The following is a 13540-nucleotide window of genomic DNA, read 5'->3' as shown; positions in this document are numbered from 1 at the left end:
GACAGTCCGAGATTTCGACAAGCTCAGGTGCGGCCGGTGCCGGTGACGGCGACGGGGATGTTCCCCCGGGTCGCCTTGGAGTAGGGACAGGTCTCGTGCGCCAGCGGGAGCAGGCGGTCCAGGTCGGCCTGCGCACACTCGGGCGCGGCGACCTCGAGCTCGGCGGCGATCGAGTACTGGTCGCCGCCGGTGATGCACAGCGACACCGACGCGGTGGTGGTGGTCGGGCCGATCCGGACCCGCTCCCGGCGGGCGACGACCTGCAGCGCGCTGTCGAAGCAGGCGGCGTACCCGGCCGCGAAGAGCTCCTCCGGATCGGTGCCGGACCCCGTGCCCCGCTCGGCGGGGCGGGCCAGGTCGGCGGCGAAGGAGCCGGTCGTCGAGGTGGCGCGGCCACCGCGGCCACCGGTCACCGCGACGGTGGCCGTGTAGGCGATCTCGGTGCTCATCGGCCGGCCCCCGCCGACACGGTCTGGTGGAAGCGCTGCGCCCACCGGCCGACGGCGGCCACGAACGCGCCGGTGTGCTCATCGGCGGCGAAGTCGGTGCCGGGGACCAGCTCCAGCTCCGCCCAGTCCAGGGTCGAGGTGACCAGCTCGGTGAACCGGTGCACCAGGTCGCGCTCGCCATGGACCAGGGCGATCGGCGTGCCGCGCAGGGCCTCGGTGTCGAGCCGATGCTCGAAGACAGCGCGGTAGGCGGTGCCGAAGTCGGGTCCGGTGGCGAGGTACTCGAGCACCTGGCGGTCGAGCTCGTCGACCGCGAGCTCGGGGTAGAGGCGCCGGACCCGATCCCAGATGACCAGCAGGTGTGAGCCGTCGAGGGCGGGCTCGTACGGCGGGGCGTAGCCGGCCTTCTTCTCGGCGCGCTCGGCCTCGGAGTAGATCGGCAGGCCCTGCAGGACCAACCCCTTGACCCGATCGGGCCGCTGGATCGCGGCCTCGCTCGCGACGACGGCGCCGGTGTGCTGGCCGAGGAGCACGACGTCGCCCAGGCCCAGGCCGTCGACGAGCTGCCACAGGCCGGCGGCGTACTCCGGGATCGCCCAGGGCTCCGGCGTCGGGTCGGACATGCCGAATCCCGGGGTGTCCGGAGCGATGACCTGCAGTCCGAGAGCGGCCAACGGCTCCACCGCGGCCTCGAACGTGGCCGAGGACAGCGGCGACTGGTGCACCATGACCAACGCCGGCGCGTCCGGCTCCCCGGCGCGGCGCAGGTGGACCTGGCCCCACGGCAGTCGGGCGTAGTCGCGCGTGGAGCTGCCCGCGAGGTTCCTCACCGCTCCTCCTTCGCGAGCTCCGCCATCACCGCGATGACATGCCGGATGCCGTCGCGGTAGTCGTCGAGCCGGATGTTCTCGTTGGGGCCGTCGATCCCGGAGTCGGCGCGAGACACTCCGACGCCGACGATCGGGATGCCGGCCAGGACCCCCTGGTTGCCGATCCACTGGGTGTAGGGCTCGATCACCGGCTCGGTGCCGTAGATCTCACGGGCGGTGCGCCCGACAAGGTCGACGAACGGGTCGTCGGGATCGGTGCGGTTGGGACGGCTGACGGCCATCACGTCGACCGTGACGTCACCGAACCCCTCGGCGACGAGGTGCTTCTCGATCGCCGAGAGCACGGCGTCCGGGTCCTGCCCGGCCACCAGCCGGATCTCGACCTTGGCGGCGGCCCGCGCGGGAATGCCGAGCGTCACGTCGTCGGAGGTGTCGCCGCCCTCGATCGAGGTGATGGTGAGCGTCGGCCGCATCCGGATCGCGGCCGCGGCGGCGACCGCGTCCTCGTCGTGCCGGAACCGGGTCACCCCGGCGCGGCCGAGCAGGAAGTCGATGTCGAAGGGAAGCGCCTCGAGCAGCTCGCGGATCCGCGGCGTCGGCTCCTCGACGCCGTCGGCGAAGCCAGGCACACGGCAGTCACCGTTGGCGTCGACCAGCGCGGAGAGCGCGGAGACCAGGCGCGCGGTCGCGGACGGCAGCAGCGCGGTGTTCTGGCTGGTCAGCTCACGGCTGATCGTCGCGACCGACAGCCGCAGGTAGAGCACTCCCTTCTCCGAGAGCTTGAGGAGCAGGCGCCCGTCGTTGTCGAGCCAGGAGTTCTCCCAGAGCGCCACGTCGGCATCCAGCTGCTCCCGGTGCGCCTCGACGAAGGAACCGAGGCCAGGGCTGTGCAGCCACTGCTTCCCCTCGATCAGGTAGCGGCTCGTCACGGGCGGCTCCTGACCGGAGAGCCGCCAGGCCGCCGCGGCGTGGATCCGTGACATCAGCGCACCCTTGTCGTCGCCCACCCCCCGGGCGTAGAGGCGCCCGTCAACGATCTCGGCGGCGTACGGCGGCACGATCCACTGGTCCTCGTCGCCGGTCGGCTCGACCTCGACGTCATAGTGGTTGAAGTGCAGGAGCCGGCGCGCTCCGCCCGCGAGCTCGCCGATCACGTAGGGGTGGGACTGCTCCCAGGGCACGACGCTCGCCGACCCGCCCCAGCGCTCGAGCGAGCGGGCGATGAACTCTGCCGTCGCCACCATCTGGTCGGGCTCGTGCCGCCGGCTGCGGATGCGGCACAGCTCCTGCAGCTCGGTGACGAAGTCGTCGAAGTGCTCGTCGACGGCGGCGAGTGCCGCCTCCACGTCGAAGCTCATTGTTCTCCTTCTCGAACGGGATGGGACCGGTCGGGTCAGTGGATGGTCACGCCGCCGTCGACGAAGATCATCTGGCCGGTGACCATGGCGGAGGCGGGGCCGAGCAGATAGCCGATGGTCTGGGCGACATCGTCGACCGTCGCCATCCGACCGGCCGGGATGCTCGCGAGCTTGTCATCCATGTAGGCGGCGTCGCCGCGGACGTCGTCGGTCATGGCCGTGGGGACGATGGTCGGGCCGACCGCGTTGACGCGGATGCCGTCGGCCGCCCATTCGAGGGCGAGGACCCGGGCCAGGTGCATGACCCCGGCCTTGCTGACGCAGTAGCCCACGCTGTCGGCGACGGCGACATGACCGTTGGTCGAACCCAGGTTGACGACCGTGCCGGACGTCGCGCGCAGTGCCGGATAGGCGGCTCGCGTCATCCGGAAGGTGCCGGTGAGGTTGATGTCGAGGACGGCGGTGAAGTCGGCCTCGCTCATCTCGGCGGCGGGCGCCCTGCGCACGATGCCGGCGTTGTTGACCAGGTGGTCGATCCGGGCATGGCGCCGCAGGACCTCCTCGACGACGGCCCGGCAGGAGCCCTCGTCGCGCACGTCGAGGCGGTGGCGGCTGTGCGGCCCGTCGTCCTTCGCGCCGAGCGGGTGCTCCCAGGCGTCGACGGGCAGTACGTCGGCCAGGGCGACCGCCGCGCCGCGGGCGGCGAGATGCTCGGCCACGGCCTGGCCGATGCCGCGCGCCGCGCCGGTGACCAGGGCGACCCGCCCGGCGAAGTCACCGGGTCCCACGACGCTCATGCCCCGATCACACGGCTCTGCTCGGCCCAGAACGTGACCCGCCGCTGGATCAGGCGGACCACCGCGTGCGCCACGAGGCCCATCACCGAGAGCACCACGAGGACGGCGAACATGCCCGGGATGTCGAAGTTGTAGTTGGTCTGGAGCAGCAGGTAGCCGAGACCCTCCTGGGCGCCGATGAACTCGCCGACCACCGCGCCGAGGATCGAGAAGACGATGCCGATGTCGATGCCGGCGAAGATGAACGGCATCGCGCTGGGCATCTGCACCTTGCGGAAGACCTGCCACCGCCCGGCACCGAACACCTTCAGCATCTGGATCCGGTCGGCGTCGGCCGAGCGCAGTCCCTCGATCACGTTGATCAGCATCGGGAAGAACGAGATGACGGCGGCCATCACGATCTTGCTGGTCAGGCCGAACCCGAACCACACGACGAAGAGGGGCGCGAGCGCGACCTTGGGGACGGTCTGAAAGGCCACGATGTAAGGCATCAGCGTCTTCTCCACGAGGGACAGCTGCGAGATCGCCGTGCCCAGCACCATGGCCGCCAGGACGCCGATGACGAAGCCGATCATCGCCTCCTCGGTGGTGACCCACACGTGGCGCCAGAAGAGATCGCTCTCGAGCTGCACCCGGAGCTGCTCGAGGATCCTGCTCGGCGGCGGCAGGACGAACTCCTTGACGCCGAACAGCTTGACGCCGAACTCCCAGGCCAGCATGACGACCACGAAGACGGCCGGCACCAGCCACAGCTCGGGCCTGCCGCGGAGATCAGGCCTCCACGACCGGCCGGAGGAGACTCCGGGCGGGCTCTGGTCGGACGGCTTCTGATCGGCCTGGGCGGCCGGGTTCGGCGCCGCGGCGCTCGGGTCGATGCTCGGGTCGGTGCTCGCGTTGGTACTCATGTTGGTGCTGCTCATGTCGACCTCAATCGATGACGCTGGCGTTGAAGTACTTGCGGATGCGCTCGACGTACACGCCAGCGGCGTCGCTGGACATCATGCGCAGCTCGCGGGGCCTGGGGATGTCGATGTCGAGGACCTCGGCGATCCGGCCGGGTCGTGGACTCATCACGACGACCCGGTCGGAGAGGAAGACCGCCTCCGGGATGGAGTGCGTGACCAGGACGATGGTCGCCCGGCTCTCCTTCCAGATGCGCAGCAGCTCGAGGTTCATGTACTCCCGGGTCATCGCGTCCAACGCGCCGAAGGGCTCGTCCATCAAGATCACCGCCGGGTCGTGCACGAGCGCCCGGCAGATGCCGGCCCGCTGCTGCATGCCGCCGCTGAGCTCGAAGGGGTACTTGTCCTTGAACTCACCCAAGCCGACCATGTCGAGCAGGTCATGGGCACGGGCCAGCGACTTCCTCTTGTCGAGCTTCTGGATCTCCGCGGGCACCATCACGTTCTGGAGGATGGTGCGCCACGGCAGCAGGGTCGCGGCCTGGAAGACCATCCCCACCTCGGGGATGGGCCGGTCGACCTCGCGTCCCGCGATGCTGACCTCTCCCTTCGTCCGCGGGATCAGGCCGGCGAGGATCTTCAGCAGGGTCGTCTTGCCGCAGCCGGACGGCCCGACCACCGAGACGAACTCACCACGACGAACGTGCAGATCGATGTCGGACAGCGCGAGGGTCGGCGCCGACCGTTTCGGGTGGTAGACCTTGTCCAGGCCCTCGACCCGGATCCACGACGGGTTCGCGTCCGCCGCGGCCTCGGTTCCGGCTGCTGCGTCCGATGGGACCGCCGCCCTCTCCATGGGTGCCGTGTGGCTCATGTCCGTCATCCTTCGCTCAGTCGTGTGATGTGAGTCCGTCTCGGCGACGGGTCACTCGGTCCAGCCGTCGGCCTGCTCGATGACCTCGGCCGCGTCGAAGTCGTTGGCGCCCTCGAGGAGGCTGGGGGTCCACACCTCGTCCAGCTCCACCTCGCCGGTGATCTGGCCGGCCTCGAGGGTGTAGTCCTGCGTCTTCTGCCAGTCGGCGTCCGGGATCGCGCCCCAGTCCGTCCAGGAGGCCGGCTCACCCGTCGTGGGCGTGCCCGTCGCGAGCCACGCCTCGAGGCTGCGCACGTCGTTGGCGAGTCGGTTGTCGACGCTCTCGCCGCCGAGGATGGCGGGGAACACCTCGTACCCGATCCGCATCGCCGCCTCCGGGTTCTCCGCGGAGAAGAGCATCGCCTTGTAGGCAGCGCGCAGGAAGCCCTCGAAGACCTCCTCGTCCTCCTTCAGCGCGTCCTTGCCGACCGTGAAGCTGAGCGAGCGGATGCCGTCGAAGATGTCCGGGTTGTCGAGGTAGGCGAGCTCGGTGCCCTCGTTCTCGATCACGGCGTAGGCCTGGCTGTAGAGCGCGAGCACGTCGACGTCGCCGTTGGTGAGCGCCGTGGCGGCCTGCGCGCCGACGCCGACCGGCAGCAGCTGGACGTCGGCGTCGGGCTCGAGGCCGCCCGACTTGATGAAGGCCCTGGCGTAGGGCGCGCTGCCGGACGCGAGCGAGATGACGCCGACCTTCTTGCCGTCGAGGTCCGCGGCGCTCTTGATGTCGCTGCCCGGCAGGGTGGCCATCTGCCACGGCCAGTTCTGGACGAGACCGCCGATGGCCGTCACGCCCACGTTCTTCTCGACCGCCGCGAGGATCGAGCCGGTGTCCGCGGCGGTGATGTCGCCCTTCCCGGTGCCGACCGCCTGCACCGCGGCGACCGATCCGTCGGAGTTGGCGGTCTTGACCGTGATCCCCTCCTCCTCGAAGTAGCCCATCTCCTGGGCGACCGCGAAGACAGCGACCTCTTCCTTGGGACCGATGACCGTGGAGGCGATGACGAACGTGAGCTCGTCCGTACCGCCGTCGGAGCCCCCGCTGCTCCCACCGCAGGCGGCGAGGAGCGGTGTGACGGCGGCGAGCACGAGTGCGCTGGCGCGGATTCGAAGCGACATGCTGGTTCTCGTTTCTGTGGTGGACCGCAGTCCGGCGGTGCTTCTTCGGTGGGTTTGGCCCGAGATCAGGTGGTGGCCGGCACGAGACCGGCTTCGGGAAGGTCGTTCCAGACGAGCTGCTCCACGATGCGGTCCTGCCGCAGCGTGAAGACGTCGACGTAGCGGACGCCCTCGAACGGGGTGCCGTCGAGCCGCTCGCCGTAGAGCCGGCCGATCGAGACCACCGTGGTCAGTTCGTCGTCGACGCTGACGACGTAGCGGTCCCGGTGCTTGCGGACCCAGTTGTAGGCCTTGGGCGAGGCGACCATCGCCCGCAGCGAGGCGTAGCTGGCCCCGCCCGGGAACTCGAGGCGCGCTGCGGGAGCGAGGTAGCGCTCCGCCTCGTTGAGCTCACGGTCCTCGCAGTGCTGGAGGTAGGCGTCGACGAGTCGCGCGGCGTCGGTCATGACTCCCGCTTCCGGGCGAGGAGCTCCACCCACTGCTCGCGCAGCGGGTGCTCGGCCGGCCCGTTCTCGGTGATGATCCGGACCAGGCGCGCCAGGTAGTCGCTGCGGGTGTCGTCGAGCAGGCGCGTCTCGGCGTCGGTCGGCGTGAAGTGGTCGAGTTCGTCGGCGGCGAGGACCCCCTTCCGCACCAGCAGCGCCTCCAGGGCGCGCAGACGATGCCGTTCGACGTGCAGCTCGGTCGCGAGCTGGAGGAAGAGGTCGAAGAGCTTCGCGGTCTGCGGGTTCTCGAGGTACTGGAACTCCTCGGACATCACACGGCCCTCCTCGCGGAGAGGACCGCCCAGGGAAAGTGCCACTCGGGGCGCTCGCCCCAGCCGTCCGGCTGGACGCCGAGGCTGCGCTCGTCGAAGGGGCGCCACCGGACGTCGACCAGGCCGGCCTCCTCACAGGCCGCGACCGCGTCGGTCGCGAAGAGTGCGCGGAAGTAGGGCTCGTTGTTGCGCTCGGCGTGCTCGATGATCGTGGCGTCACGGAAGGCGTCGCCGGTCAGCATGAACTCCAGGAAGTGCAGCTCGCCGCCGGGCTTGAGGAGCCGGGCGCCCTCGCGCAGGGTCGCGACGATGGCCTCGGACGGCATCTCGTGCAGCACCATCGTCCCCGTCACGACGTCGCAGGAGGCGTCGGCGAGCCCGGTCCGGCTGCCCTCGGCCTGGGCGTAGGAGATCGGCAGACCGAGCGACTCGGCCTCCGCGTGGGCCAGGCGCAGCCCCGGCGCGGCGAGGTCGACCCCGATCACCTCGGCCGTGGGGTACTTCGCGACCAGGGGGCGCGTGCTCTTGCCGAAGCCGCAGCCCACGTCGAGCACCCGCGTCGCGTCCGGGAAGTCCGGCAGCGTCGTCTGGGCGAAGAGGCTGTGGAACTTGTAGCCGTCGTTGTCCCGCAGCATCACGATGCGGGCACCGAACTCGTAGACGTAGGCGGAGAGGTCGTCGGAGAAGAAGCTGCCCGGCTGCACGTGGATGTCGTAGTCGGTGTACCACGTCGGCAGCTCCAGCTCCGGGTCGAGCGTCAGCGTGCCCACGCCGTCGGCCGGTGCGGCGTCGAGGTCGCCGACCAGGTCGTCGCGGCGGCGTACGACGGCATCACCGGCGGCACGCCACAGCATCTTCTGCTGGACCCGCTCGAGGTGGGAGAACCACGGATAGCTCGGCAGCCCGTGCATCACCTGCCCGACCTGCTCCGGACTGTCCGCGGGCGCGCCCGTCTCGGCGAACTCGGCGGCCAGCGTGGGATAGACGGCGTCGCTCCACCGCTTGCGCAGCCCGAGGATGAAGTCGACCGTCGACCGCTCGTCCAGCGTGAGGCGGTCCTCGATATCGATCATGGAGTGAGGTGTTCCTTTCGGTGGTTCGAGCGGTGGTGGGTCAGTGGCCGGCGACGACGGCGCGAGCGGCAGAGGTCTCCGCGTCGCCGAGGAAGGCGCCGGCGATCCGGCCCTCGAAGACCGCCTCCAGCGCCGTACGTGGCGAGTTGGCGTCACCGACGACGTGCACGCGCGGGCCGTCCGGCATCCGCTCGAGCTCGCGGTAGAGCTCGTCGCGGGCCCGGGGCCGGCCCAGGTCGACGACCGCGAAGACGTCGGTGAGGCTGTCGGAGTCGCCGCTGAGCGTGTCGGTCAGCACGACCCGGCCCCGGCCGGAGACGGCGAGCGTGCGCATGAGGTGGGCATGCACCCGCAGCTCCCGCAGGCGCGGGGTCAACGCCAGCCGGGAGTACGTCGTGATCCGAGCGTGCAGGCTGGGCGTGGGCGTGACGATGTGGACGTCGGCGCCGAGCAGTGCCAGCCCCTCGGCGATCGACGCGGACGTCCAGTCACCGTCGTCGTCCCACAGGGCGAAGCGCAGACCTGCGACATCCTTCCGGGCGGCGACCTGCTCAGCCGCCTCGACCGAGGTCAGCACCGGTACGCCGGCACCGAAGTCGTGACGACGCGGCACCGAGCCGGTGGCCACGATCACGTCGTCCCACCCGCCGGCCAGGATCGACACCGTGTCGACCTCGGTGCCGACGCGGATCTCGACGTCGTGGGACCGCAGGTCCCGCTCGAGATCGCGGATCAGGAGCCCGAGACGGGCCCGGTGGGACATCGCGGCGGCGGTCGCGAGCTGGCCGCCGAGGGTCTCGGCGCGCTCGACGAGGGTGACCCGGTCGCCGGCCCGGGCGGCCGACAGCGCGGCCTGCAGACCCGCGGGACCTCCCCCGACCACGATCACCCTTCTCCGGCGCGGGGAGCTGAGTGCCTGCCAGGCGTCGTTCCACTGGTCCTCGACACCCACTTCGGGGTTGACCACGCACGTGATCGGCAGGCTCTTCTCGACCCGCGCGATGCAGCCCTGGTTGCACGCGAGGCAGCCTCGGGCGGGCAGTCCCTCACGGGCCTTGCGCACGAGGTGCGGGTCGGCGATGTGGGGGCGGGCCAGGGCCACCAGATCGGCCTCCCCCGCGTCGAGCAGCTCGGCCGCCTCCGCCAGGGAGTCCAGCCGGCACACGGCGACGACCGGAAGGTGGGGCAGCGCCTTCTTGAACATGGCCGCGTGCTCCCGGAAGGGCGCGTGGCCGAAGCTCATGTCGGCCATCTGCGTCGACAGCGAGTAGCTCGCCTGGTAGGCCGAGTGGCTCACGTGGACGTAGGCCAGGGCGAACTCGCCACTGAGGCGACCGACGATCTCGATGACGTCGTCGGGACGCAGGCCGCCGTCGAGGAACTCGTCGGCGCTCACCCGCAGCCCGATCGGCAGGCCGGGCGCCGCGGCCCGGACCCGGGTGAGCACCTCGCGGGTCAGCCGCAGGCGCCGGTCGGCGTCGCCGCCGTACTCGTCGTCGCGCAGGTTGGTCGCCGGCGAGAGGAACTGCTGGAGAAGGTGTCCGTGCCCGGCGTGCACCTCGACGCCGTCGAAGCCCGCGGCAGCCATCCGGCGCGCGGCCGCACCGAAGCCGGCGACGACCGTGTCGATGTCGGTGTGGCCCATCGCGTGGGGGATGTCGGCCGACGGTGACCACGGGAGCGCGGAGGCCGACCACGCCGCAGTACGCGTCGCCTCTCCGTTGGCCTGCCGTCCGGCGTGCATGATCTGCGCGAAGAACGCGGCGCCGTGCTCGTGGACCGCCTCGACCAGCTGGGCGTAGGCGGGGACGGACGCGTCGTCGAAGCTGCCGAGGCTGAGGTGACGACCGGCGCTGGTCGGGTGCACCCGGATCGCCTCGGTGATGATCAGCCCCGCGCCGCCGCGCGCCCGCTCACCCAGGTAGGCCGCGTGGCGCCGGGTCGGGAGGTTGTGCTCGGCGAAGTTCGTGGTGTGGCCCGGGACCACCACCCGATTGCGCAGGCACACCCCGCCGACCTCGATCGGCGAGAACATCAGCTCGGACATCCCGCCTCCCACCCGTTCGGATGACCCGAACGTGTTTCGGATCACACGAACAGTGTGCTCATGGCGCGGGCCAGGGGTCAAGGGCCCCAGCGGAAATTCACGCACCCGAAACGGGACGACGGCCCCGGGTTTCGGCGATGTAAAGCGACGACGGCTAGGTTCCCGCGGTGCCGATGAGTTCCCGCGGCGCTGGCGGTCCACCGTCCCAGGGCCACACCTGGCCCACGACACGGACCTGGAGGTTCACGAGTGCATCCGACGACGGTCGAGGCCAACGGCGTTCCGCTCGGAGTCGAGCATTTCGGCGACCCAGCGGATCCGCTGATCCTGTGTGCGGGCGGCACGACCATGCTCTCGTGGCCCGACGAGCTCTGCACGACGCTCGCCCGCGGCGGACGGCACGTCGTGCGGTACGACCTGCGCGATGCCGGCGCATCACTCACCGCCGCCCCGGAGGCTCCGACGTACACGCTGCGCGACCTCGCCGCCGACGCGGCAGCGCTCGCCCGCCGGCTCGACGACCGGCCGGCGCACCTGGCGGGCATCGGCGTCGGCGGGATGGTGGCCCAGGTCGCGGCGCTCGACCATCCGGACGCGTTCGGCGCACTCACTCTCGCCGCGACGCGGCCGGTCGCTCCGGGCCCGGTCGACGACGACCTGCCCGACCACGACGCGGCGACGATGGAGCGGCTGTTCTCGCACCCCATGCCCGACTGGTCCGACCGCGACGCCGTCGCGGCGTTCGCCGTCGACCGTGCGAAGGCCCTCGGCGAGGATCCCATCGCCGCCAGTGCGGTCGCCGGGCGGATCTGGGATCGCACGCCGAGCACCGCGCCCACCGTGCAGATGGCCAACCAGCTGGGCATCGTGTTCGCCCATCTCGACTGCGCGCCCCGCTGGCGTGAGCGGCTGGGCGAGCTCACCATGCCGACGCTGGTCGTGCATGGTCGCCGCGACCCGTTCTTCCCTGTCGGCAACGGTGAGGCCCTCGCCCGCGAGATCCCCGATGCGCGGCTGCTCGTCCTCGACCAGGCCTCGACGGCGATCCCCGAGGCGGCGGTCGGGGAGGTCGCGGCCGCGATGCTCGCCCTCGATGCGACCGGGCGTTCCTGACGCCGCGCACGGCCCGAGGAGGGGTGCGGGCATCGCGCAGCAGGCCCGCCGCGCACGGTGCGCCACGCCACTAGGATGGCGCCCGTGCGGGATCTCAAGGCGTTGCCCAAGGCCCACCTCCACCTGCACTTCACCGGCTCGATGCGGCACTCGACCCTGCTCGAGCTGGCCGAGCGGGACCGGATCCACCTGCCCGACGCGCTGGCCGTGGACTGGCCGCCGCAGCTGACCGCGGCGGACGAGAAGGGCTGGTTCCGCTTCCAGCGGCTCTACGACGTCGCGCGGTCCGTCCTGCGCACGGAGGGCGACGTCCGCCGCCTGGTCCTCGAGGCCGCGGAGGACGACGTCGCCGACGGCGGCCGGTGGCTGGAGATCCAGGTCGACCCCAGCGGGTACGCCGCCCGCTTCGGCGGCATCACCGCGTTCACCGACCTCGTGCTCGACGCGGTCCGCGACGCCTCGGCCCGCACCGGGCTCGGCATCGCCGTGATCATCGCCGCCAACCGCACCCGCCACCCGCTCGACGCCCGGACCCTGGCCCGGCTGGCCAGCCAGTACGTCGACCGCGGCGTCGTCGGCTTCGGCCTCTCCAATGACGAGCGCCGCGGCCGCACCGACGACTTCGCCGGCGCCTTCGCGATCGCCGAGCGCGCGGGACTGCTGCTCGCCCCGCACGGCGGCGAGCTGCGCGGCCCCGAGCACATCCGGTTGTGCCTCGACGCACTGCACGCAGGGCGGCTCGGGCACGGCGTACGCGCGGCCGAGGATGCCGAGCTCCTCGCCCGGATCGTCGACGCCGGGATCGCGCTGGAGGTCTGCCCGGTCTCGAACGTGGCCCTGGGCGTCTACTCCGACCTCACCTCGGTCCCGCTGCCGACCCTGCTCGAGGCCGGCGCGACCGTCGCCCTCGGCGCGGACGACCCGCTGCTGTTCGGCTCGCGCCTCGCCGGGCAGTACGCCACCATGCGCGCCGCCCACGATCTCACCGACGGCCAGCTCGCCGAACTGGCGCGGATGTCGTTCCGCGCCAGCCGCGCGCCCAAGGACCTCGTCGACGCCGCCACAGCCGAGATCGACGCCTGGCTCGCCCATCCCTGACCGCGCACGAAGCACTGCGGACCGGGCCTGTCGGCCGGGCCCGCAGTGGTGACACGGAGGATCAGGAACAGGCCAGGTAGGACCGGGTGACGGTCACCTTCTTGCCATTCTTCAGCGTGATCGTCGCGACCACCTCGGCAGCCGAGGCAGGAGCCGCCGGCAGCACGAGGGTGCGCTTCTTGAGCTTCTTGCCCGCGACCTTCGCGACCTTCGCGCCGTTGACGGTGATCACGACCTGCTTGGCCTTCTTCTTCGCCTTCTTGGTGATCGCCGCGGCGACATTGCCCGTCGCGCAGTCACGAGCACCGAACTGCGTGTAGCCCTTGCCCTTGCCCGCGGCCGCCGTCGCGGCGCCCATCGGCTGGAGGTCGATGTCCGCCGCCGTCGCGGCGCCCATCGGCTGGAGGTCGATGTCGATCGACGAGGAGTACGACGCCGTGCGGTATCGGGAGTCGTCGGCGTAGGCGCTGGTCTTGCCGTACAGGTCGAGCGCGACCGAGCCTGCGGGCAGGAGTGCCGTCATGCTTCCGGACGTCCGGACCAGGGTCTCGACCCTGAGGCGGCCGTCCTCGAGGGCCAGGTCGACATAGCCGGATCCTTCGGGCCCCTGGCCGCCGGTCGTCCACGAGATCGTGGCCCACATCGGTTGCGCCAACGCGAACTCCCCGTGGGCCTGGCCCGCCACGGAGGCGAAGCCCTCACAAAGGGGGCTCTCCTTGCTCGGGACGGCACTGGCGTTCATCGTCGTCGCGAACCTGATCGTCGCCGGGCCCCCGGCAACCGGTGTCGCGCTGACGGTCGTCGATGCGGAAGCGCTCAGCGCGGTGGTCTCACCGGGCGCAGTCGCCGTGCCCGAGTCGGACTCGGTCGTCGTCACCGGAATTCCGTTGTCGCTCCACGACAGGATGGGCGTGTCGTTGGACGTGACACTGGTCGTGCATGCGGCGTCGCCGCCGCCGCTGTTGCCAACGACGGACCAGGAGTAGTTGTCCGCGTCGACGACAGCAGCGTGAACCGGAGCGGGCACACTGGCCAGCCCTGCGGCCGCGAGAGCGCTCAGAGTGAGCGCCACGGATCCACGGCGAAG

15 protein-coding genes are annotated in these 13540 nt (G+C 71.2%); 3 read left to right on the top strand and 12 right to left on the bottom strand.

Translation table 11 applies throughout. From position 1 onward, the window contains the following. Nucleotides 1-23: 23 nt before the first annotated feature. The 11 genes from KVF89_RS14585 to KVF89_RS14535 all read right to left on the bottom strand — a co-directional run bounded on the left by KVF89_RS14585 (nt 24) and on the right by KVF89_RS14535 (nt 10242). Nucleotides 24-449 (bottom strand): Ohr family peroxiredoxin, encoded by a 426-nt coding sequence (locus KVF89_RS14585; RefSeq protein ID WP_257426523.1) that lies wholly within the window; start codon nt 447-449, stop codon nt 24-26. Continuing rightward, nucleotides 446-1279, bottom strand: coding sequence for an alpha/beta fold hydrolase (locus KVF89_RS14580; protein ID WP_257426521.1), 834 nt, complete (start codon nt 1277-1279; stop codon nt 446-448). Before KVF89_RS14580 ends, KVF89_RS14585 begins: the two co-directional genes overlap by 4 nt. Beyond that, a complete protein-coding gene (locus KVF89_RS14575; RefSeq protein ID WP_257426520.1) occupies nt 1276-2637 on the bottom strand; it encodes a M20/M25/M40 family metallo-hydrolase in 1362 nt (453 codons plus the stop codon). The genes KVF89_RS14580 and KVF89_RS14575 overlap by 4 nt, the downstream gene beginning before the upstream one ends. A 35-nt stretch (nt 2638-2672) precedes the next feature. Further along, the gene (locus tag KVF89_RS14570) at nt 2673-3434 is read right to left on the bottom strand and encodes an SDR family NAD(P)-dependent oxidoreductase (protein WP_257426519.1); all 762 of its coding nucleotides are present in this window, start codon (nt 3432-3434) and stop codon (nt 2673-2675) included. After that, nucleotides 3431-4354 carry an ABC transporter permease gene (locus KVF89_RS14565; RefSeq protein ID WP_257426517.1) on the bottom strand — a complete coding sequence of 308 codons (924 nt, stop codon included), beginning with the start codon at nt 4352-4354 and terminating at the stop codon, nt 3431-3433. The genes KVF89_RS14570 and KVF89_RS14565 overlap by 4 nt, the downstream gene beginning before the upstream one ends. A 7-nt stretch (nt 4355-4361) precedes the next feature. Next, nucleotides 4362-5210 carry an ABC transporter ATP-binding protein gene (locus KVF89_RS14560; protein ID WP_257426516.1) on the bottom strand — a complete coding sequence of 283 codons (849 nt, stop codon included), beginning with the start codon at nt 5208-5210 and terminating at the stop codon, nt 4362-4364. Nucleotides 5211-5261: 51 nt separating this feature from the next. Beyond that, nucleotides 5262-6365, bottom strand: coding sequence for an ABC transporter substrate-binding protein (locus KVF89_RS14555; RefSeq protein ID WP_257426514.1), 1104 nt, complete (start codon nt 6363-6365; stop codon nt 5262-5264). A gap of 65 nt (nt 6366-6430) precedes the next feature. Continuing rightward, the gene (locus KVF89_RS14550; RefSeq protein WP_257426513.1) at nt 6431-6811 is read right to left on the bottom strand and encodes a nuclear transport factor 2 family protein; all 381 of its coding nucleotides are present in this window, start codon (nt 6809-6811) and stop codon (nt 6431-6433) included. After that, nucleotides 6808-7122, bottom strand: coding sequence for a hypothetical protein (locus tag KVF89_RS14545; protein ID WP_257426510.1), 315 nt, complete (start codon nt 7120-7122; stop codon nt 6808-6810). Before KVF89_RS14545 ends, KVF89_RS14550 begins: the two co-directional genes overlap by 4 nt. Further along, entirely contained in the window at nt 7122-8195 is a 1074-nt protein-coding gene (locus tag KVF89_RS14540; protein WP_257426509.1) for a class I SAM-dependent methyltransferase, read from the bottom strand. The genes KVF89_RS14545 and KVF89_RS14540 overlap by 1 nt, the downstream gene beginning before the upstream one ends. Nucleotides 8196-8235: 40 nt before the next feature. Beyond that, complete coding sequence (locus tag KVF89_RS14535) at nt 8236-10242, bottom strand: oxidoreductase (RefSeq protein ID WP_257426507.1); 2007 nt, start codon at nt 10240-10242, stop codon at nt 8236-8238. Nucleotides 10243-10491: 249 nt separating this feature from the next. Here KVF89_RS14535 and KVF89_RS14530 point away from each other — a divergent pair, with 249 nt between their 5' ends. Together KVF89_RS14530 and KVF89_RS14525 are read left to right on the top strand one after the other, a co-directional pair. Beyond that, nucleotides 10492-11355 (top strand): alpha/beta fold hydrolase, encoded by an 864-nt coding sequence (locus KVF89_RS14530; RefSeq protein ID WP_257426506.1) that lies wholly within the window; start codon nt 10492-10494, stop codon nt 11353-11355. 75 nt (nt 11356-11430) lie between these two features. Continuing rightward, nucleotides 11431-12453, top strand: coding sequence for an adenosine deaminase (locus KVF89_RS14525; RefSeq protein ID WP_257426504.1), 1023 nt, complete (start codon nt 11431-11433; stop codon nt 12451-12453). Nucleotides 12454-12514: 61 nt separating this feature from the next. On the opposite strand, the gene KVF89_RS14520 is transcribed toward KVF89_RS14525, so the two are convergent. Then, on the bottom strand, nt 12515-13195 hold the full coding sequence (locus KVF89_RS14520) for a hypothetical protein (RefSeq protein WP_257426503.1): 681 nt from the start codon (nt 13193-13195) through the stop codon (nt 12515-12517). On the opposite strand from KVF89_RS14520, the gene KVF89_RS14515 reads away from it, so the two are divergent. Beyond that, entirely contained in the window at nt 13170-13439 is a 270-nt protein-coding gene (locus KVF89_RS14515) for a hypothetical protein (protein ID WP_257426502.1), read from the top strand. The two genes, KVF89_RS14520 and KVF89_RS14515, sit on opposite strands and share 26 nt — an antisense overlap. Nucleotides 13440-13540: the final 101 nt, after the last annotated feature.

This window comes from Nocardioides carbamazepini, assembly GCF_024614185.1.
Taxonomy (GTDB): Bacteria; Actinomycetota; Actinomycetes; order Propionibacteriales; family Nocardioidaceae; genus Nocardioides; species Nocardioides carbamazepini.
The sequence above is the reverse complement of the archived record's forward strand: the minus strand, read 5'-3'. Positions and strand labels throughout refer to the sequence as shown.